Here is a 19795-nt window from a genome sequence, read left to right on the forward strand (position 1 = left end):
TATGGAAACAGGCCCTTCTTCGACTGCCGGACAAAGACCACTGCTTGGGGTCTTCTGGATGTTCGTAACCGGTTTGGGGTTTGTAGCTGTTACCGCAATTGTGAAACATGGCGCTCAGGATCTTCCAGCGGCGCAGTCAGCATTTTTGAGGTATGTGATTGGGTTGGTTTTTCTGGCGCCGCTTATCCGTCCCATTTTGGCATCGAATTTGACGCGACAGCAGCTGACTATGTTCAGTATTCGCGGAGCCGGGCACACATTGGGTGTAATTCTTTGGTTCTATGCCATGACCCGTATCACCGTCGCTGAAGTTACGGCGATGAACTATATGGCACCAATATACATTACGCTTGGAGCGGCCTTGTTCCTGGGTGAACGTTTGGCGTTTCGGCGCATTGCAGCCATTGCTCTGGCATTTGTCGGTGCTTTAATCATTTTGCGTCCGGGATTTCGTGAGTTGAGTTCAGGGCATTTCGCGATGATCGGGACTGCGATATTCTTTGCAATCAGCTATTTGTCGGCAAAGCGTTTGGCAGACGAGGTGTCGGCGCCAGTGGTCATCGGGATGATGACGATCACTGTTACAATCGGTCTGCTCCCATTCGCGATTGCCGTTTGGCAGACACCGACGTGGGCCGAGATCGGGTGGATGGCACTGGTTGCCCTGGTGGCCACGGGCGCACATTACAGCATGACCCTGGCATTTGCTGCTGCCCCTGTGATGGTGACGCAACCGGTAACTTTCCTGCAGCTGATCTGGGCGACACTTCTTGGGTATTGGGCTTTTGGCGAGGTGATTGATGGTTGGGTCGTATTGGGTGGTATCGTCATCTTGTCATCAGTTGTGTTTATCACAGTACGAGAGGCCTATTTGAAACGAGCAGCTCATAACCACGCAGGTGGCATCTAAACTGAAATTACCCGCGGTTTGCCCTTATTTCGCCGCTTTCGCCCGCAAGTTTGGCGACGGTGGCTTAAAGGGAATGTAGGTATGAGTGGACCGCAAAATCCGCAAAGTGATGGGAGTTTTCAGGACCGGTTGAACCGTGTCGCTGAGCGCAGGGCGCCGATCGAGGCGGCCCGACCTCAGGTGGATGTTCTTCCGGACTGGAAACAGAATGTAAGGTATCCTAGCGGGCTAATTGGGGCTGCGGTGTTGGGCATGGCGGCTGTTTTCATAGCCCGGTTCGCGCGAGCTCATCTGATGGATGGTGGATTGGAAGGCTTTGATGCCGATATCACGATGGTCATTGATGGTGTGGTGGCTGGTTTGTGTTCTTTTCTTCTGTTCGGCCTATTACGATTTGAAGGCAAGGAATTCAAAGCGGCACAGACTTTCGGCATCATTGCGATGATCTGTATGATGCATAATTTCGTTCATTCCGCGCCGCGGGTATTTTCGTTGTTGTTTTCGGCGGAATGGACAGAAGAGGTTATCGCTCGGTCCGAGCCGAACTCGATTTATTTTCGTGGGAATTACTTTGTTTTAAGTCCCGAACAGGAAGTGGCGGAAGACATTGAAGACGTTGATGTCCCGGAGACGCCGGCCCTTCCAAAAGTGCGTAGATTGGGGTGACGAATATGAGTTGACGCGTGTTCCGCAATCGGTTGATCTGTGGCCACCAACGGAGCATGCGCAATGAAACGTTCGAATATCCTTATCATCATGGTGGACCAGCTGGCGGGAACTTTTTTCCCGGATGGTCCCGCAGAGTGGCTACACACACCAAATCTAAAGAAGCTGGCAGACCGTTCGGCGCGATTCACGAACACCTATACCGCTTCACCGCTTTGTGCTCCGGGGCGCGCCGGGTTCATGTCATCAATGTTGGCATCGCGCACCGGTGTTTACGACAATGCCGCCGAGTTTCGATCAGATATTCCGACTTTTGCGCATCATCTTCGACGGACCGGGTATGCGACCTGTTTATCGGGTAAGATGCATTTTGTGGGTCCCGATCAGTTGCACGGGTTTGAAGAGCGTTTGACCACTGATATATATCCGGCCGACTTTGGCTGGACTCCGGACTATCGCAAACCTGGCGAGCGAATTGACTGGTGGTATCACAATATGGGGTCCGTTACGGGCGCAGGTGTGGCTGAGATCAGCAATCAAATGGAATATGACGACGAGGTTGCGCACCTTGGGTGTCAAAAGCTGTATGATTTGGCTCGTGGCAAAGACGAGCGCCCCTGGTGTTTGACGGTGAGCTTCACCCATCCGCATGACCCATATGTTGCCCGGCGGAAGTATTGGGACCTTTATGAGGATTGTGAGCACCTTCAACCCGAAGTGCCAGCAATGGCATATGAAGATCACGATCCTCATTCGCAGCGGATCTTTGATGCCAACGACTGGCGGTCCTTTGACATTACCGATGAGAATGTGGAAAGCGCCCGCCGCGGCTATTTCTCTAACCTGTCGTATCTGGACGACAAGGTCGGCGAATTGATGAAGGTTCTGGAGGACACGCGCCAAGAGGCGATAGTGGTCTTTGTTTCGGATCACGGCGATATGTTGGGCGAGCGTGGCTTATGGTTCAAGATGAGCATGTTCGAGGGATCATCGCGGGTGCCATTAATGATCGCCGCGCCGGGGTTGGAGACAGGCCGGATCGATACGCCGGTATCAACATTGGATTTGGGGCCGACGCTGGCCGACATTGCCGGCCTTGATGTGTCGTCCCTAGCGGATTGGACGGACGGCGAAACTCTTTTGCCAATCGCTGCAGGATCGGATCGAACCGAACCAGTGCGGATCGAATATGCCGCCGAAGCGACGATTGCCCCGATGGCGGCGCTGCGGTGGGGCCGATACAAATACATCAGATGTGCCGTTGATCCCGAACTGTTGTTCGATCTGGACGCGGATCCGAATGAGCTTGTGAACCTGGTTGATGATGAAGCTCATGGCGATGCTTTGACCGAGTTGCGCAAGATGGCCGATGATTATTGGAACCTGGAAGCGATAGATGCGGATATCCGGGCCAGCCAGGCGCGTCGGTTGGTTGTGTATGACGCCCTGCGCGAGGGCGGGTATTACCCTTGGGATTTCCAGCCGCTTCAGAAAGCCTCGGAACGGTTCATGCGCAACCATATGGACTTGAATGATCTGGAGGAGCGCCAGCGATATCCGCGCGGCGAGTAGAAGGATTCGCCTTCTTTGAAGGCGAAAAACCGGGGGACACTGTCCCCCGGACCCCCTGAAGTATTTTTGGACAGAAGAAGAACTGAGTGTCAGGTTTCGGCGCAGTGTCGGCGAAAGGCGCGTTTCAGCATATCTAGTTCAGCACGCAGAAGGACAACTTCAGCGCGGATGTCTTCATCTAGAATTTCGCCGGCGATGACAGTTTCATGAGCCAGGGCGTCACCGGTTTCGGCATCTTCGATGATAAATGTTTGCACCCCGTCTGACAGCCGTTCGATCGGGATCTGGAATCGGACAAGCCAGCGCCGCGCGCCGTTGGGGTCTGGATCAGCATCCAGGGTTTCCGGCGCGCCGACTAATTGGTCTTGATGACGTAGCCGCAAGTTTGGGGGGGCGTCGCGACGAGTGGCCAGAAGCCCTTCCCAGATGCCCTCGGCTAGACGCATGCGAGTGAGAGTGACGTCGCTCATATCCAGATTACACCTCGGCCCGCGGGCGGCGTGTGAGCGTGACGTCGCTGAGAGTGATCTGGTTCATATTGGGACCTTCGAAAATCAGATCGACCCAAGCACGGTCCACCCGCTTTTCGTTCAGGCGCGAGGCAGCAATGTCGAACTCGACGGTCTTTTCTTCGGACTTGAGGTCAAATTCCCGCACGATTTGCTCGACATTTGGTCCGTGACGGATGTTCAGTCGGCCAAATATTTCCAGTGAGCTTTCGGTTTCCGCACGTATGTCCAGGCGGATGATATGGCGGCGCGACAGGTTTTCGACGGCGGCCTGCGGCAGATCCAGAACCAGACTGAGGAACGAACCATCAAAGCGGAACACGTCCATGCGCAGGCCATAAGGCGCAATATCTTCGACACGGGTGTTTCGGATCTGACGGACGGTGAGTTCATTCAGTTGGCAGTCATGGAACACCTTCGCTTCGCCACCGATATTTGTTTTGGATGTGACCGCGGCCAGCCCAGGAGGGCTGACCGGAAGTGACCATATGTCAGGACGCCACGCCCAGTCTGAATGGAGTGGGCGGCGAATGGCGGCATTCCCTGCAACTGGCAACTGAAGCCGAGCATCCGCCACCTGCAAAACCCGATTGACACGGCGCCCAAGGGAGCGTGCGCGTGTGCGCAAGGACTTCAATTCGGCGACATCTATCGTGTCGACGGATTGCGCCAACCGTTTCCAGCGGCGGAGGGCTCGTCGGTCATTCAGTTGCGTGAGCATGGGTTCCGGTTCGACAGCAGTGTCAGCAGATTACTGCGAGATTAGCCGTGGCGGGTCGGGTATGGCAATGGGTTTGGCCTGTGCAATTGCAGAATTGACCTTGAACAGCGAGCGTCATCCGCGGTTCGCTGCGCGCAGCCGCGCAATCTGTCCCTGAAGCACCAAAAGACCCTTGTCGCGGGCGATGGCATTTTGGGCGGTGCCAGACAGTGAGACGCTGACCAGGCGGCCGCCAATGTCAAAGAGTGCGCGCCAATAATCCGTTGCCGTGTTTTTCGGCAGTTTACTGGAGTCCGTCAGATGCACGTAGAGAGCGTCGTCAAGGGTTTGTGTTTCAAGAATCTTGACGCTTTGGCTTTGACCGTCCCGAGCCAGCGCGGCGCGACCAGCATCTGTTAAGAGAAGTGTTTTGAGCGTCCCTGGTAGTAAGCCGCCAGTTATTCGACTGTCGACGGAGACGGTAACGATGCCCGGAACCGGTGCTCTTGGGAGAAATGCGTTGCCGCTGAGTGAGGCGCAGCTTCCCAAAACGACGACGGCCGCCGGGCCGGTTGTGCGGGAAGTTTGGCCGTCAATGCACCAACCTTTGGCGCCAGCAATAACTAAACCGCCAGATATTTTTATCGCAGTTGGGGCGCTGGATGTGGGGTTTGACCCAGGTGTGCAAGCGGCAAGGACAAGCCCTGCCGCGATCAGGCAGGCCTTAAAGGTCTGCATAAATGTGGCGTTCGCGCTTGGCGCCGGGGTGGGTGCAGGCGCCTTCGCGAGCCGAGCCAACCAGTTGCGAATACTTCCAGAGCGCTCCGGAAGCGTAGATAGTTTCACGTGCGCCCGGCCAGGCAGCTTTGCGGGACGCTAATTCATCATCGCTAAGGGCGACCGAAAGCTCACCTTTGACGGCATCGATAGTGATCACATCGCCGTTTTTCAGCAAAGCAATCGGGCCGCCATGGGCCGATTCCGGGCCAACGTGGCCGACACAAAAGCCGCGGGTCGCCCCAGAAAAGCGCCCGTCGGTGATCAGGGCGACTTTTTTACCCATGCCCTGACCAGAAAGCGCAGCCGTGGTCGCGAGCATTTCGCGCATGCCTGGGCCGCCTGCCGGTCCTTCGTTGCGGATAACGATGACTTCGCCTTCTTCGTAGGCGCGCGCTTTCACTGCTTCGAAAGCGTCTTCTTCGCATTCAAAAACCCGTGCAGGTCCAACGAAACGCTGGTCGTCTGCAGCGATACCCGCCACTTTTACGATTGCGCCTTCGGTGGCCAAATTGCCTTTCAAACCAACGACTCCGCCAGTTTCGGTGATTGGTGTCTCAATTGGGTAGATGACGCGGCCATCCGCGTTGCGGTCGATTTTGTCGAGTTCTTCGCCCATAGAATTGCCAGTGGCCGTAATGCAGTCTTCGTGGAACAGGCCAGCTTTGCGCAGCTCTTTCATCACCACCGGAACGCCGCCAGCTTCGTAGAGGTCTTTTGCAACATAATCGCCACCCGGTTTCAGGTTTACGAAATAGGGAGTATCACGGAAAATCTCGCAGACGTCGTCAAGGTTGAATTCGATCCCTGCTTCGTGAGCGATGGCGGGAAGGTGCAGGCCGGCGTTGGTTGAACCACCTGTGCAAGCCACGACACGCGCGGCGTTTTCCAGGGATTTCAGAGTAACCACATCGCGGGCGCGGATGTTTTTCTCGATCAGGTTCATGACAGCGGCGCCAGAGGCTTCGCCATATTGATCGCGGGATTCGTATGGGGCCGGTGCGCCGGATGAATTTGGCAAAGCAAGGCCGATTGCTTCGGACACACACGCCATCGTATTGGCAGTAAACTGGCCGCCGCAGGCACCAGCCGAGGGGCAGGCGACGCGTTCGAGAACGGCGAGTTGCTCGTCTGAATAGTTTCCAGCCTGGTGTTGGCCAACAGCCTCGAAGACATCCTGAACGGTGACGTCTTTCCCATCGAGGCGACCTGGCAATATCGATCCACCGTAAATGAAGACCGAAGGCACGTTCAGGCGCAACATTGCCATCATCATGCCGGGGAGAGATTTGTCGCAACCAGCGAGCCCAACCAGCGCATCGTAGCAGTGGCCGCGCATAGTCAATTCAACGGTATCAGCGATTGCATCGCGGCTGGCAAGCGATGAGCGCATGCCCTCGTGTCCCATTGCAATGCCGTCGGTTACAGTGATTGTTGTGAATTCACGAGGGGTGCCTTTGGCCGCTTTGACGCCCATTTTTACGGCTTGTGCCTGACGGTTCAGAGCTATGTTGCAAGGCGCAGCCTCGTTCCAGCAAGTTGCAACGCCAACCCAAGGCTGCGCAATTTCTTCTTCGTTGATGCCCATGGCGTAAAAATACGAGCGGTGCGGCGCGCGGGCCGGACCTTCGGTGACATGGCGGCTTGGGAGCCTTGATTTATCTATTTTGGTCATGGGTTTCTGCCTTTGTCGGTCGCAACGGACGAAGGGATAGGCGAGCGAGCGCGCGGCGGCAAGGGTGACCAGGTCAGCAGAGGGGATTTTGTGCGGACTGAGCGTCAGCGGGAACGTGGTCGGCTTGAGAAAATCAGAGCCAGAAACAGGCTACCAAGCAACAAAATTGCGGTGGCGGGCAGCGGAACCGAGGGTATTCCCGGTGGGCTGGTTGGCGGAAGTTGAGATGGTGGATCAGGGAATAAACTGTGTTGTCCAGGCGCTGCGAGGGCGTGATAGCATTTTCCGTTTTCGACGCATGTAGGCTTTCGCTGTAGGGGTTCGCCACAGTCGCCAGTCAATGCGCATCTGGGGCGAACATGATCCGGCTGTTGCATCAATTTGTCGACGGTTAGCGATCCGCCAATATATTTGTTCGTGGAGAACGGGTTGCCATGCTCGGCCAACGAGGGGCCAGCGGCGAAACATAGAATGAAGGCAAGAGTCGCGCACATGTGCATGGGTCCGTTCTCCTTTCGCATGTTTACGGACATCATGGTTAAAGAATTCTTACGACCGGAGTGAGCGTCACCGCGATTGACCTTGGGCGATGTCTGCATAGGTTGTCTGGATGAGTTATCTTCGCTTTCAGCCGATGATCATTGATGCCTCGGCCAAACCTGCACCCTGGCGACTGATTGCTGGCATTGTAACGACATTCATTGTTCTGGCGATTTGGGTTTCATTCATCGTGGCATTGGCCGCGATCCAGAAAGATTTGCCTTTTCAACAGGCTTTTTTCTGGATGTTGCAGGCAGGAGGCGAAACACCGCAATCTGCAATCACCATTCTACTTCTCGTCGCGGGGTTGGGGTATGGCGCGCACGTTTCGGCCCGGATGTGGCACGGGCGCGATCTTCGTTCTTTGGCAGGAGCACCCGCTGTTGTCCTTCGTCATTTCTTTGTTGCGGTCGGTGTCAGTGGCCTCGTGACATTGGTTTTGGTCGGTTTCGCGATCAGCTTTATGGCCGATATTGAGCGCAACATGACCTTTTCGGGGTGGTTCGTTTGGCTTCCGGCGGCGTTGTTGGCACTTCTCATTCAGACCGGGTCAGAAGAGTTGCTTTTTCGCGGGTATCTTCAATCGCAGTTGGCAGCGATATCGCAAAAGCCCATTGTTTGGATGGGATTGTCCGCACTGGCGTTTGGTTTGGTGCATTACAATCCAGGAGCTTCGGCCTCTGAAAGGTGGATCGTGATCGGCTATGCGACGATATTTGGTTTTCTGGCTTCTGATCTAACCGCAAGAACCGGAAGTATCGGTCCCGCCTGGGGATTTCACATGATAAATAACGTCAGTGGCTTGCTGATCATTGCGCCCGCCGCCGGGCCCAGTGGCCTTGGGCTTTGGCGTAGCGAGGCTGCATTGGACGACATGACGCTTCTGGTTCCCACGGTATTCATTCAACTATTGGCGACAATTTTAGTCTGGTGGATGATCCGGCGGGTCATTCAGGTGTGAACCTGTGATTGCATTCGACGCGCGCGGCAATTATCTGGGGTTAACGTTTTACGGCGACGGGCAGGCGCATGAACTGGATTTCCAACTACGTTCGACCAAAAATCAACTCGCTCTTCTCGCGTCGAGAAGTTCCCGAGAACTTGTGGACCAAGTGTCCCGAGTGCGGGACCATGCTATTTCATCGCGAGTTGGCTGAAAATCTGAACGTTTGCACCAACTGCGATCATCATATGGCAATCACACCGCGGGATCGGTTTCATGCGCTGTTTGATAATGGAATCTTCGTTGAAGTCGATGTGCCGGAACCAGTTGCCGACCCGTTGCATTTTCGTGATCAGAAGAAGTATCCGGACCGTCTAAGGACTGCCCAGCGCACGCGCGGCGAAAAAGAAGCCATGTTGGTTGCGGAAGGCGAGATCGGGCGAACACCGATTATTGCTGCCGGTCAGGACTTTAGCTTCATGGGTGGATCCATGGGCATGTATGTCGGCAACGCAATTATTGCCGCGGCGGAGCGTGCCGTTGAACTGAAGCGTCCATTGGTGCTGTTTTCCGCGGCCGGCGGCGCAAGGATGCAAGAGGGCATTCTAAGCCTGATGCAAATGCCGCGTACAACCGTTGCCGTTGAAATGGTGCGCGACGCAGGTCTGCCCTATGTCGTTGTTCTAACGCATCCCACCACCGGTGGCGTTACTGCGTCTTATGCGATGCTGGGAGATGTCCATATCTCTGAGCCGAATGCGCTGATCTGCTTTGCCGGTCCCCGGGTGATTGAACAGACAATCCGTGAAAAACTGCCTGATGGGTTCCAGCGGGCTGAGTATCTGCTGGATCACGGAATGCTGGACCGCGTGACGCCCCGCAACGAAATCAAGCATGAGCTTGTGACAATCATTCGCATGTTGACGGGGCAAACGCCGGCTGTTTTGGCCGATTTGCCATCACCCGAAGCGGTCGCGAAATCGGACGAAGCGGCGGAAGCCGTGGCAGAAAACCCGGAAAAGTCGGACGCCTGACGGTTTTCGGCGAGTTTGCTTCGCCAATTTGCCTTGACGTTTTGCCATTTCGCTTTGATGACGCTGGCAGGTTTTCTTTAGGAACTCTGGTTAATGACGCACCAACGGTCTGACGCCATCCTTGAACGAATGATGGCGCTACACCCAAAGATCATTGATCTGACACTGGATCGCATGTGGCGGTGTCTTTCGGCTGTTGGCGATCCGCATTTAAACGTTCCGCCCGTTATCCATGTTGCTGGGACGAACGGGAAGGGATCAACCCAAGCCATGATCCGTGCAGGCTTGGAAGCGTCCGGCAATAAAGTGCACGCTTACACTTCGCCGCATCTGGCACGGTTTCATGAGCGCATTCGCGTGGCCGGAGAGATCATAAGCGAAGGGCGGCTGTCGGATCATCTGGACGAAGTTTATCACTCCAATGGTGGTGGTTCGATTACTTATTTCGAGATCACCACCGTTGCTGCGTTTCTGGCGTTTGCAAGAGAAGAGGCAGACTGGACATTGCTTGAGGTCGGTCTTGGGGGACGACACGATGCCACGAATGTTCTTGATAAGCCCGAGCTGACGATCATAACCAAAGTCGATTTGGACCATCAGCAGTTTCTTGGCGAAACGATCCCAGAGATCACTTACCAAAAGGCCGGTATCATCAAGCGCGGTGTGCCCGTTGTTGTCGGACCGCAGCATGAAGAGGCCATGGATGTAATCGAGGCCGAAGCCCGGAAATTTGACGCGCCACTGATCGCTCATGGCCAACAGTGGCACGTTTGGGAAGAGCGCGGTCGGATGGTTTTTCAAGACGAAGGCGGTCTCGTCGACCTGCCCTTGCCGAACTTACGTGGACCGCATCAATTAGCGAATGCCGGCATGGCAGTTGCAGCATTGAGGCATTTGGGGTTCGGCGAAGACGCCTGCGAAGGGGCGGTGACAAAGGCGTTCTGGCCTGCGCGCATGCAGCGATTGCGCCACGGCCCATTGATAGAGAGCGCACCCGAAGCTGAGCTTTGGCTGGACGGTGGACACAATCCGGCAGCAGGCCACGCTTTGGCGGAAACACTGGCCGGAATGCCTAAGCGAACGACGCATATGATCTGCGGGATGCTTTCAACGAAAGATGTGTCGGGATATCTGGAGCCATTGGCGTCTCAGGCGCAATCACTTCATGCGGTGGCCATTCCCGGTGAAAGCGCGACGTTGCCGCCTGAGGAAACAGCAGAGGCGGCGGCAAGCGTGGGTATAGACGCAAAAATTGCCGGTTCAGTTGAAGAAGCGTTGGATGAGATCATAAAGGCCGACCCGTCGGCCCGGGTTTTGATCTGTGGATCGCTTTATCTGGCAGGAGCGGTGCTGCGGGAAAACGGCTAGTCGCCGAGCGTCGCATAAAGAAATAACCCCCTGACAACTTGCTATCGCTGGGTTGTGAGCGTAGCAGATATTTCGAGCAACGCTGGGGGTCCCTATGACCGATGATCCGAAAACCCTTGTCTCGACAGATTGGCTGGCAAGCCATCTGAAAGATCCGGATTTGCGTATTTTTGACGCCTCCTGGTACCTGCCTGGCGACGAGCGGGATCCCAAGGTTGACTATGAGGCTGCGCACATTCCGGGAGCGCGGTTTTTCGATATCGATGAAATTTGCGATCTGCGGTCCGAGATGCCTCATATGGTGCCTCCGCCGGAGAAATTCATCAGCCGGATGCGGGCGATGGGCGTTGGTGATGGACATCAGGTCGTTGTCTATGACGGCGATGGTTTGTTTTCTGCCGCGCGCGTTTGGTGGTTGTTTCGGTTGTTTGGAAAGACCGATATCGCGGTATTGGATGGTGGTTTCCCCAAATGGGTGGCTGAGGGTCGAGAAACCCAAGACATGCCACCCGTCATGCGGGATCGTCACATCACTGTCGCCAAGCAGAACCATTTGGTGCGCGATGTTACGCAGGTGGCTTCGGCATCGAAATTGGGTGACCACGAGATCATTGATGCCCGTGCCCCAGGACGGTTCCGCGGTGAAGCCCCCGAGCCTCGTCCGGGTTTGCGGTCGGGCCGGATACCGGGTTCGAAGAATGTATTTTTCAAGGATTTGCTAAAACCCGACGGCACATTGAAGACGCCCGAAGAAACCCGCGTTGTATTCCAGGCGGCTGGCGTTGATCTGAGCAAGCCCGCAATTACGTCCTGCGGGTCAGGTGTGACGGCGGCAATTTTGAGTTTGGCTCTGGAGCGAATGGGGCATCGGCAGCACTCGCTTTATGATGGGTCTTGGTCGGAATGGGGTATGTATGACGATCTGAAGGTAGAAACCGGATGACACTACAGACGGCGGGCACCGAAATTTCCTATACAATCACTTATCTTGAGATGGACGAACGCCCTGATTGGGATTGGCCGCATTTGCCCGCAGGCGCTCAGGTGTCCCTGTTGAAAGCTGATGATCCGCCGGTTTGGTATTTTCTTTCTCTTTATGATGCAGTGGGGCGTGATTTGGCGTGGGAAGACATTCACAACTGGGAGCATAAACAGCTACAGGAATGGCTTCACCAAGGTGCGATGAATTTGTGGACATTGACCGGCAATGGTTGGCCGCACGGGTTCTTCATGCTGGAAGACAAAAGCGACGGAGTGAGCGATCTGGCCTATTTTGGCATGGTTCCCGAGGCAATTGGCCGTGGGCTGGGAAGTTGGCTGTTGCGAACCGCCGTGCTGACCGCCTGGGATCGCGAGGGCACTCAGAAGATGACTTTGAATACGTGCACACTGGATCATCCGCGTGCATTGGCGATGTATCAAAAGGTGGGTTTTACGCCCGTGCGTCGTGAAGAAAAAAGCCGTATGCTGACACGCGACCGCGATCTGTCGCGCATTCCATCCTAAGGACACTTCGATGCTGACCAACCTTAAGCCGCAACCCGCTGACAAAATCCTTGCTTTGATGCAAATGTTTCGCGAGGACCCGCGTGAAAACAAGGTCGATCTGGGAGTTGGCGTTTACAAGAACGCCGAAGGCGTGACGCCTGTCATGCGGGCCGTAAAGGCTGCTGAGCGTCGATTGGTCGAAACGCAGGAAACTAAAGCCTACACCGGACTTGCCGGCGACCCGGCGTTTGCGTCGGCGATGCAAGACCTAATCCTTGGCGACAGCGTTGATCGCGACCGTATTGCTGCTGTGGCTACGCCGGGCGGCACGGGTGCGGTGCGACAGGGGCTTGAGTTGATGCAATACGCCGACAAGGCATCCTCGATCTGGCTGTCCAACCCCACCTGGCCAAACCATCCATCCATTGTCAAATATCTGGGCGTTCCGATGCGTGAGTATCGGTATTTTGATAACGACAGCCGTGGCGTTGATTTCGACGGCATGATGGAAGACCTGAAGTCGGTGAAATCCGGTGATTTGGTGCTGCTGCATGGGTGTTGTCACAACCCGACCGGCGCAAACCTGACCCCTGTTCAGTGGCAGGCGGTTGTCGCGTTGCTTGAACAAACCGGTGCTGTTCCGTTCATCGATATTGCCTATCAGGGATTTGGCGACGGCTTGGAACGGGACGCCTATGGTATGCGTCTGGTCGTGTCGAGATTGCCGGAGGTCATAATCGCGGCCAGTTGTTCCAAGAATTTTGGTGTTTACCGCGAACGTACCGGGCTGTTGATGGCAATTGCGCCGGATGCGTCTTCGAAGATGTCCTCGCAAGCCACTTTGGCGTTCCTCAATCGGCAGAACTATTCCTTTCCTCCGGACCACGGTGCTCGTGTTGTGCAGACCATTCTGGATGATCCCGCACTGCGTGCCGATTGGCAGGCCGAGTTGGAAGACGTGCGCGAAGGCATGTTGAAACTGCGCACGCATTTGGCAGAAACGCTGCGTCAGCGCACAAACTCAGACCGTTTCGATTTTATTGCCGACCACCGTGGGATGTTCTCGCGTCTTGGAGCTTCGGCAGAGCAGGTTGTTGAAATGCGTGAGAAATTCGGGATTTATATGATTGGCGACAGCCGTATGAACATCGCCGGGCTAAACGAGGCAACCGTGCCTGTCTTGGCTGATGCAATAGTCGCAACCGGAGTCTGACCGGAGTCAAAGACCATGCACTTGGCACTTTAGGGCAGATCTGACCGGTCCGGGGATCGGAATTTTGGTGCCCTGAGTGTCGATAAAGAAACCGGTCTTGGCGGCAGCTTCCAGTTTGGATTTGTCTGATAGAAATTGATTATTGCGGTCGCGTGTTGAATTATTGCTATGACTGCAATGGTTATCGAGCAGGTACCTCCACTTTGCCCAATCCAGGAGCTTCAGCAAGTTTGATCTGGCTGGTTCGGTTGCTGTGTCCATGGGTGTCGTCCCTGTTGAAGTTTTCTTTCGCTAAATTGTATGACGCATAGTCTTATTGATAAATACGATAGAGTAGATATATTTTATCGAATTAATCGATAACGAAGATTGCGAGGTTTGAGAATGTTGGGCGCTGATTTTCTCAATCTTGATTTTGCGGCACTAAGAACACTTCGCACGGTTTACCGTTTGAACTCGTTTTCGGCGGCAGCTCAAGAACTAGGCGTCAATCAGTCGACGATCAGTTACACGATTGAGCGGCTAAGACGTGCCTTCGACGACAGGCTATTCGTCCGTCAGGGCTCGGCTATTGTGCCGACGTCGCGGTGCAGTGCGATGATGGCAGATATCGATCACATCTGGACTGAAGCAGAAAGAGTTGCGGAACCGCAGAGTTTTGATCCGTCCGCCATGACAGGCAGTTTTACCATTATGGCAACGTTTCTGAGCCGAGCAGCAATAATGCCTAGGGTTGCGAGAAAAATTGCGGGTGCTGCGCCTGATTTGCATATTAAATTGGTGTCTGGTTTTGCTTCGGCGCGAGATGAATTGTTGAAAGGACGGATCGATATTGCCCTGACGCCGATCGAGATCGACGACAGCGGAGTGTATCGCCAGAACCTACTGACGGACCAGTATGCTTGCGCCATCAACGGTCAGAATGATCTTGCAACACAAGAATTTGGCCTGAAAGAATACGCAAATGCGCGGCACTTAGTCGTTAACTATGGGCCCTCATGGCAACCGCTTTATCTTAAGAAATTGAAAGAGCAGGGCTTGGATGTGAAGGTTGCGTTCACTACTGGCGATCCTGCGGACATTCCGCACCTTTTGCAGGGCAGTGACATGATTTCGACCGTTCCATCTTGGATTGCGCGTCAGTTTCCACAGTCGATTGCGGTGCGTCCTTGTCCGGTTTTGGCAAAGACAGAAATCAAAATGTACTGGACGGCAGGCGCGGACAGATCGCCTATCTCGATGTGGATTCGCAATCTTATCGCGACATCCGTTCAGGAAATGTCGCAAGAGTTTTCAGAGCTGACTTAGGTCGTGCGCGATCACTCGCCGGCGATGCGCTGTGCAGGATTGAAGCGCGTATTCTCGTCGATGGTGAATTGCCCGCGCTGAAGTTTTTGAATTTTGCCCTGGCGTAAAAGTTGACCGAACGAGCGCAAACCCGCTTCTCGGCTGACCTGAAGCGCCGGATCGACGCGAGCAACACGTTTCATAATTTCCGGGCGCGAGAAATGCGGCTGACCCTCGACAAAGGCCGTGTATGCAGCAGCGGCTTCTAATAAGTCAGGCAGTTCGACAGCACCCATCTTCGACGCAAAATCCTTAAAGTTGGCTGCCTTGGCTGCATCAACTTCGGGTTTTTCGACACGTTTTGGATGTATTTCATCGTCGTTCGCAGGTTTGGAGTCGACACGCTGCGATGAGATTAAGACCAAGGGTGGAGGGCGCTTGGTTTTTGGTGCGGACTGAGATTGAACGGGTTGCCGCGAAATAGCTTTGTTCAGGTCAGCGCGATAAGATTGCTGATCCTGCTTGTCCTGGTCTTCCGGCGACAGTTCATCAGCAAAGATACGCTCGGCTTTCTTGGCAGCTACAGCGGCGCGCATTTGTGAAATCAGGCGGCGACGTCGAATACCTTCGTCATTTTTGAGTTGATTGTCGGTTTCCTGAAGTAGACGACCAACATCCTCTCCTTCTTCTGCAATAGGTTGAAGTTGACTTGTGACGCGGCGCGCACGTGTTGGCAGGCCTTCTTCGGGATCTGCCAGGTCTTCCGGCTCTTCATTCGCAGCGTCCAGGCGTGATGTATCCACGTCACTGTGTAATTCGGTTGGTAAGTCTTCTTCAGGCTGATCTTCGGCGCCAAAGTCATCTTGTTCCGGGTCGCTGCTCTCAAAAAACGCAGCCACATCTTCCTGGTGATCATCGGTGTTCTCGCCAGATTCTCCGGCGACAATGTTGAGGACATTGTCAAGTGTAGCATTGTCGTTAGGCGCTGTGCTCGAGTCAGGGTCCTCAAGATCTTCGCTGTCGTCGCTGTCGTCAATTTCGGCAGACGAGTCTGCTTCGGAGATCGGACCTGATTGATTCTGGGCATCTTCATCGTCGGCAAGATCTGCCGTGATTGCAGCTATGGTTTCGCTGAGCGCCCGGCTACGTGGATTTGGCGCGCCCATATCTGCATCGGCGGCGTTGCCCGATGCTGGCGCGTCACTAAAAGACGGGTCTTGTTCCTCTGGTTCAATGCTGCGCGAGACGACCGCTCGTATGCGGCGCAATTTTTCGGCAACGCTTTCAACCGGGGCGTCGCTGGCAACAGGTTCAGCAGCTGCATCGATGGTCAGCACATCTTCGGGCTCGTCCGCCATCAGAAAATCGTCGTCGAATGTCAGTGGCCCAGAATCCAATTTGACCGGATTGCGTGACGTATTGCGGGGCTTTGGCGATGGAACGACGGCTGGTTCCTCGGCAGTGGCCATGGAAGCGGACGGCGATTCTTTGATTTCGTCTTGAGCGGGCTCTGCCTCGGCTGCGTCTTCAACTTGTTGAAGCGACACGCCAGCATCTCCAATCCGAGCCTCAACGCGGCGCTGGACTGCCTTTTGAGCGATGTTCTGCAACATCTCCACATCGGGTGTCGGTGGCTCGGCGCCAAAGTAACGGTCGTCGGCTGCCAGGTCGCGGAAATACTCGGCGATCCCGCGCATGGTGCCAAACGGATCGTCAAATCCTTCCAGCGTGCAGCTGAAAGTGCCATAGGACACCGTAAGAATTTTGTTCGAACCAGTCATGATTGGGTCGCTTTCTCCCCTGTTTCAGCAACTCTTTGTTTACCAAGGCAAAAGACAGAAATAGGAACGTTGGTGAGAAATTGACGGGATATTTTCGGGTCAGAATTGTGGCGGTCGGGCCGGGAAAGTTTAGGATAAACAGGCATGATTGACGAGACGGTGCAGTATCAAGGTGGCGTTACGCTGGTTGGCGGGGGTGACCCTAGCGCCGAAAGTATTGAAGAATCGTTGAAAATTGCTCCTTTTCTGGTTGCGGCAGATGGTGGCGCTGATCATGCGATCTTAGCTGGTTTCGAGCCGCTGGCAGTTATCGGTGATTTCGATTCGGTTTCGGCCCGAGTGCGCAGTCAGTTGCCAGATGCCAAATTCATCCATGTCGCCGAACAGGAAAGCACAGATTTCGAGAAGTGTCTGGAGCGCATCCAGGCACCGTTTGTTTTGGCCACGGGGTTCACGTCTGGGCAGATTGACCACACCCTGGCGGCGCTTTCCGTTTTGGTGCGTGGTGTCGGGCCGATTGCTATCATTTTCGATAACACAGATGTCATAGTCTCGGTTCCCCACAAGATCTCGTTGGAATTGCCCATCGGGATGCGGATGTCGCTTTTTCCGATGGGCCACGTCTCGGGGACTTCGGAAGGTTTGGAGTGGCCTGTCGCTGGTTTGGCGTTCGCGCCCGATGGTCGGGTCGGCACATCGAACCGTGTAACCGGACCTGTCGTTTTGGAGTTCGATAGTCCTGGAATGCTTGCTATTCTGCCGCGGGCGGCGCTTGCTGCGGTTGTTGCGAGCCTTTGCGACTGACCGCGTTTTCACGCAACAGGATGTAGACGCCCGCTCCGATCGTTATGGCTATTCCCATCAGTGCGAGGCCATTGGGGAAATCGCGGAACACCAGCCATCCAAAAAACGCTGCGACCGGAATCTCTAAGTATTGAATAGGTGCCAACGTTGAGGCCGGTGCAAATCTGAGAGACCAGGTCATAACTAAGTGTGCGCCGGTTCCTAAGGTACCTAACGCCATCAAAAGCAGCCAATCTGAATTTTGCGGCATTTGAAATTGCAGGCCTGAAATCTGAAGTGAACTTGCGACTATGATTAAGGGGACAAGAATGACCGTCGCTAAGGCTCCTGAAGTTGCCTGAAGAGTAATCGGATCAATTTCTTTTGCGATCTGTCGAGTGACAAGAATAAACAGTGCGAAATCGACCGCAACCCCAAGTGGTAGAAGTGCAGGCCAACCCACTTCGGCAAAGCTGGGTTGGATGACAAAAAGTGTCCCGATGAACCCGACGCAACAAGCAATGATGCGACGGTGCCCAACTTCCTCGCCTAATACGAAATGTCCCAGCAGTAGCATGATAAAAGGCATTACAAAGGCAATGGCCACCGCATCTGCCAAGGGCAGAAACTTCAGTGAAAGAAACATCAAGCCAATACCCACGATGTGCAAGAAGGTGCGAATTGTCGTCAGCCGCAACAGACGACCGTGCAAAACGAAAGATTGGCTGGTGTAGAGTACAATTGGTGTCAGAATAATTAGTTGAACAGCAAAACGAACTGTAACCAGAATGCCGACGTCCAACCTTTGCCCAAGGAGTTTGGCGATCGAATCGCCCATCGGTGCAAGGACGCAAAACCCCAGCATTAAAAGTATGCCCAACACTGGTCTGTCCTGTGTCATGCGATTAACTCTATGAGTTGCCGGTTGGAGCTTCGAGCGGAAATTGTGTTTCTGGAAATTTCACGGCAGACTGTCGCTGCGCAACAAACTTGTTCGGCGCCCAGTGTGCGCCAGTTCTGGCTCTAAATTGCAAGACATTCTGGCCCTATTCGCCGTATCGTGCCTCGGTCAGATTACAGTGGTTAGAGGAGGCTAAGCCCATGTCTGTTACCCACGCTCAGAACGATCTTTCCGCTGTAATACAAGCGGACCGCGAACATCTTTGGCATCATCTGATTCAGCACAAGCCGTTCGAGACGAATGATCCGCGGATCATGGTCGAAGGCCGTGGGATGCGGGTTTGGGATGCGACGGGCAAAGAACATCTGGACGCGGTGTCTGGAGGGGTCTGGACTGTGAATGTAGGTTATGGCCGCGAGCGGATTGCTAACGCCGTGCGGGATCAGTTGATCCAGATGCCGTATTTTGCAAATTCTGCGGGCTCTATCCCAGGCTCGAAGTTTGCCGAAAAGCTGATCTCGAAGATGCCGGGGATGAGCCGGGTTTACTATACGAACTCTGGCTCTGAGGCGAACGAGAAAGCCTTCAAGATGGTGCGCCAGATTGCGCACAAGCGCTATGGCGGCAAAAAGCACAAGATATTGTTCCGTGAGCGCGACTATCACGGTTCGACAATCACGACCATGTCGGCGGGTGGCCAGCCCGAGCGGAATGCGCAGTATGGTCCATATACGCCTGGCTTTGTCGAAGTGCCGCATTGTCTGGAATACCGCGCCCAATGGGACACCGAGAACTATGGCGAGCGGGCCGCCGACGCCATCGAAGAAGTCATTTTGCGCGAGGGGCCGGATACGGTTGGGGCTCTTTGCCTGGAGCCGGTGACCGCTGGCGGCGGCGTTATTGTGCCTCCGGAGGGTTATTGGCCGCGCGTTCAGGAGATCTGCAAGAAATACGACATTCTGCTGCACATCGATGAAGTGGTATGCGGGGTAGGCCGAACAGGCACATGGTTTGGCTATCAGCATTACGGCGTGAAGCCGGACTTCGTGACCATGGCGAAGGGCGTCGCCTCTGGCTATGCCGCGATTGCTTGTATGGTGACGACGGAAGAGATCTTCGAAATGTTCAAATCGGACGCGAGTGATCCAATGAACTTCTTTCGCGATATCTCGACTTTTGGCGGCTGCACGGCGGGTCCGGCGGCGGCGCTGGAGAATATGGCGATCATCGAGGAAGAAGAGCTGTTGGATAACACGACGGCAATGGGTGCCCGGTTGATCGACAATTTGCTGGCGTTGCAGGAAAAGCATCGGGTGATCGGCGAAGTGCGGGGCAAAGGATTGTTCTGCGGTGCTGAACTGGTTGCAGATCGAGCGACGAAGGAACCTGCTGACGAAAAGAAGGTCGCAGCGGTTGTCGCTGATTGTATGGGGCAAGGTGTAGTGATTGGAGCGACCAATCGGTCACTGCCAGGTTTCAACAACACATTGTGCTTTAGCCCAGCACTGATTTCGACGGCAGATGACATCGACGAGATCACCGGCGCGGTCGATCGGGCGTTGACCAACATCTTCAACTGATCGGAGATCGTCCAACGACTCTGATCGCCGATTTCGGGGCCGCGCGCAAAATGCGCGGCTCCTGCATT

General features: G+C 54.7%; 18 protein-coding genes. 12 read left to right on the plus strand and 6 right to left on the minus strand.

Annotation, left to right across the window (positions count from 1 at the left end; translation table 11 throughout):
- Positions 1 to 58: 58 nt before the first annotated feature.
- The 3 genes from GKR98_02725 to betC all read left to right on the plus strand — a co-directional run bounded on the left by GKR98_02725 (position 59) and on the right by betC (position 3148).
- On the plus strand, positions 59 to 910 hold the full coding sequence (locus GKR98_02725) for an EamA family transporter (protein ID QMU59944.1): 852 nt from the start codon (positions 59 to 61) through the stop codon (positions 908 to 910).
- A gap of 81 nt (positions 911 to 991) precedes the next feature.
- A complete protein-coding gene (locus tag GKR98_02730) occupies positions 992 to 1576 on the plus strand; it encodes a hypothetical protein (GenBank protein QMU57212.1) in 585 nt (194 codons plus the stop codon).
- A 63-nt stretch (positions 1577 to 1639) separates the two neighbouring features.
- Positions 1640 to 3148: a choline-sulfatase gene (gene betC / locus GKR98_02735; GenBank protein QMU57213.1), complete on the plus strand. Its 1509-nt coding sequence runs from the start codon at positions 1640 to 1642 to the stop codon at positions 3146 to 3148.
- A gap of 89 nt (positions 3149 to 3237) precedes the next feature.
- Here the strand turns inward: betC and GKR98_02740 are convergent, their stop codons facing one another.
- The 4 genes from GKR98_02740 to ilvD form a co-directional block, all read right to left on the minus strand.
- Positions 3238 to 3618: a hypothetical protein gene (locus GKR98_02740; protein QMU57214.1), complete on the minus strand. Its 381-nt coding sequence runs from the start codon at positions 3616 to 3618 to the stop codon at positions 3238 to 3240.
- A 7-nt stretch (positions 3619 to 3625) separates the two neighbouring features.
- A complete protein-coding gene (locus tag GKR98_02745) occupies positions 3626 to 4378 on the minus strand; it encodes a hypothetical protein (GenBank protein ID QMU57215.1) in 753 nt (250 codons plus the stop codon).
- Positions 4379 to 4492: 114 nt separating this feature from the next.
- Positions 4493 to 5095, minus strand: coding sequence for a hypothetical protein (locus tag GKR98_02750; GenBank protein QMU57216.1), 603 nt, complete (start codon positions 5093 to 5095; stop codon positions 4493 to 4495).
- Positions 5082 to 6809, minus strand: a complete 1728-nt coding sequence (gene ilvD, locus GKR98_02755; protein ID QMU57217.1) for a dihydroxy-acid dehydratase — start codon at positions 6807 to 6809, stop codon at positions 5082 to 5084. The genes GKR98_02750 and ilvD overlap by 14 nt, the downstream gene beginning before the upstream one ends.
- Before the next feature lie 610 nt (positions 6810 to 7419).
- On the opposite strand from ilvD, the gene GKR98_02760 reads away from it, so the two are divergent.
- The 7 genes from GKR98_02760 (at position 7420) to GKR98_02790 (ending at position 14703) form a co-directional block, all read left to right on the plus strand.
- Complete coding sequence (locus tag GKR98_02760) at positions 7420 to 8310, plus strand: CPBP family intramembrane metalloprotease (protein QMU57218.1); 891 nt, start codon at positions 7420 to 7422, stop codon at positions 8308 to 8310.
- A gap of 68 nt (positions 8311 to 8378) precedes the next feature.
- Positions 8379 to 9326, plus strand: coding sequence for an acetyl-CoA carboxylase carboxyltransferase subunit beta (locus GKR98_02765; GenBank protein QMU57219.1), 948 nt, complete (start codon positions 8379 to 8381; stop codon positions 9324 to 9326).
- A gap of 93 nt (positions 9327 to 9419) precedes the next feature.
- Positions 9420 to 10694 carry a bifunctional folylpolyglutamate synthase/dihydrofolate synthase gene (locus tag GKR98_02770; protein ID QMU57220.1) on the plus strand — a complete coding sequence of 425 codons (1275 nt, stop codon included), beginning with the start codon at positions 9420 to 9422 and terminating at the stop codon, positions 10692 to 10694.
- 94 nt (positions 10695 to 10788) lie between these two features.
- The gene (gene sseA / locus GKR98_02775; GenBank protein ID QMU57221.1) at positions 10789 to 11637 is read left to right on the plus strand and encodes a 3-mercaptopyruvate sulfurtransferase; all 849 of its coding nucleotides are present in this window, start codon (positions 10789 to 10791) and stop codon (positions 11635 to 11637) included.
- Positions 11634 to 12200, plus strand: a complete 567-nt coding sequence (locus tag GKR98_02780) for a GNAT family N-acetyltransferase (GenBank protein ID QMU57222.1) — start codon at positions 11634 to 11636, stop codon at positions 12198 to 12200. The genes sseA and GKR98_02780 overlap by 4 nt, the downstream gene beginning before the upstream one ends.
- Positions 12201 to 12210: 10 nt before the next feature.
- On the plus strand, positions 12211 to 13395 hold the full coding sequence (locus tag GKR98_02785; GenBank protein ID QMU57223.1) for an aminotransferase class I/II-fold pyridoxal phosphate-dependent enzyme: 1185 nt from the start codon (positions 12211 to 12213) through the stop codon (positions 13393 to 13395).
- 384 nt (positions 13396 to 13779) lie between these two features.
- Positions 13780 to 14703, plus strand: coding sequence for a LysR family transcriptional regulator (locus GKR98_02790; GenBank protein ID QMU57224.1), 924 nt, complete (start codon positions 13780 to 13782; stop codon positions 14701 to 14703).
- A gap of 11 nt (positions 14704 to 14714) precedes the next feature.
- Here GKR98_02790 and GKR98_02795 read toward each other — a convergent pair whose 3' ends face one another.
- Positions 14715 to 16463 (minus strand): hypothetical protein, encoded by a 1749-nt coding sequence (locus GKR98_02795; protein ID QMU57225.1) that lies wholly within the window; start codon positions 16461 to 16463, stop codon positions 14715 to 14717.
- Between the two features lie 144 nt (positions 16464 to 16607).
- Here GKR98_02795 and GKR98_02800 point away from each other — a divergent pair, with 144 nt between their 5' ends.
- The gene (locus tag GKR98_02800; GenBank protein ID QMU57226.1) at positions 16608 to 17267 is read left to right on the plus strand and encodes a thiamine diphosphokinase; all 660 of its coding nucleotides are present in this window, start codon (positions 16608 to 16610) and stop codon (positions 17265 to 17267) included.
- Here GKR98_02800 and GKR98_02805 read toward each other — a convergent pair.
- Positions 17215 to 18147 carry an EamA family transporter gene (locus GKR98_02805; protein ID QMU57227.1) on the minus strand — a complete coding sequence of 311 codons (933 nt, stop codon included), beginning with the start codon at positions 18145 to 18147 and terminating at the stop codon, positions 17215 to 17217. The two genes, GKR98_02800 and GKR98_02805, sit on opposite strands and share 53 nt — an antisense overlap.
- 200 nt (positions 18148 to 18347) lie before the next feature.
- Between GKR98_02805 and GKR98_02810 the strand changes: the two genes are divergently transcribed.
- Positions 18348 to 19727, plus strand: coding sequence for an aminotransferase class III-fold pyridoxal phosphate-dependent enzyme (locus GKR98_02810; GenBank protein QMU57228.1), 1380 nt, complete (start codon positions 18348 to 18350; stop codon positions 19725 to 19727).
- Positions 19728 to 19795: the final 68 nt, after the last annotated feature.

It is taken from the genome of Boseongicola sp. (assembly GCA_014075275.1).
Lineage (GTDB): Bacteria > Pseudomonadota > Alphaproteobacteria > Rhodobacterales > Rhodobacteraceae.

What these genes read in the sequence shown, in the direction of transcription:
- GKR98_02725 (QMU59944.1), top strand. Translation starts at nt 59, where the DNA reads ATGTTCGTAACCGGTTTGGGGTTTGTAGCTGTTACCGCAATTGTGAAA.
- sseA (QMU57221.1), top strand. Translation starts at nt 10,789, where the DNA reads ATGACCGATGATCCGAAAACCCTTGTCTCGACAGATTGGCTGGCAAGC.
- GKR98_02745 (QMU57215.1), bottom strand. Translation starts at nt 4,378, where the DNA reads ATGCTCACGCAACTGAATGACCGACGAGCCCTCCGCCGCTGGAAACGG.
- GKR98_02770 (QMU57220.1), top strand. Translation starts at nt 9,420, where the DNA reads ATGACGCACCAACGGTCTGACGCCATCCTTGAACGAATGATGGCGCTA.
- ilvD (QMU57217.1), bottom strand. Translation starts at nt 6,809, where the DNA reads ATGACCAAAATAGATAAATCAAGGCTCCCAAGCCGCCATGTCACCGAA.
- GKR98_02760 (QMU57218.1), top strand. Translation starts at nt 7,420, where the DNA reads ATGAGTTATCTTCGCTTTCAGCCGATGATCATTGATGCCTCGGCCAAA.
- GKR98_02800 (QMU57226.1), top strand. Translation starts at nt 16,608, where the DNA reads ATGATTGACGAGACGGTGCAGTATCAAGGTGGCGTTACGCTGGTTGGC.
- GKR98_02765 (QMU57219.1), top strand. Translation starts at nt 8,379, where the DNA reads ATGAACTGGATTTCCAACTACGTTCGACCAAAAATCAACTCGCTCTTC.
- GKR98_02810 (QMU57228.1), top strand. Translation starts at nt 18,348, where the DNA reads ATGTCTGTTACCCACGCTCAGAACGATCTTTCCGCTGTAATACAAGCG.
- GKR98_02795 (QMU57225.1), bottom strand. Translation starts at nt 16,463, where the DNA reads ATGACTGGTTCGAACAAAATTCTTACGGTGTCCTATGGCACTTTCAGC.
- GKR98_02740 (QMU57214.1), bottom strand. Translation starts at nt 3,618, where the DNA reads ATGAGCGACGTCACTCTCACTCGCATGCGTCTAGCCGAGGGCATCTGG.
- GKR98_02730 (QMU57212.1), top strand. Translation starts at nt 992, where the DNA reads ATGAGTGGACCGCAAAATCCGCAAAGTGATGGGAGTTTTCAGGACCGG.
- GKR98_02780 (QMU57222.1), top strand. Translation starts at nt 11,634, where the DNA reads ATGACACTACAGACGGCGGGCACCGAAATTTCCTATACAATCACTTAT.
- GKR98_02805 (QMU57227.1), bottom strand. Translation starts at nt 18,147, where the DNA reads ATGACACAGGACAGACCAGTGTTGGGCATACTTTTAATGCTGGGGTTT.
- betC (QMU57213.1), top strand. Translation starts at nt 1,640, where the DNA reads ATGAAACGTTCGAATATCCTTATCATCATGGTGGACCAGCTGGCGGGA.
- GKR98_02785 (QMU57223.1), top strand. Translation starts at nt 12,211, where the DNA reads ATGCTGACCAACCTTAAGCCGCAACCCGCTGACAAAATCCTTGCTTTG.
- GKR98_02790 (QMU57224.1), top strand. Translation starts at nt 13,780, where the DNA reads ATGTTGGGCGCTGATTTTCTCAATCTTGATTTTGCGGCACTAAGAACA.
- GKR98_02750 (QMU57216.1), bottom strand. Translation starts at nt 5,095, where the DNA reads ATGCAGACCTTTAAGGCCTGCCTGATCGCGGCAGGGCTTGTCCTTGCC.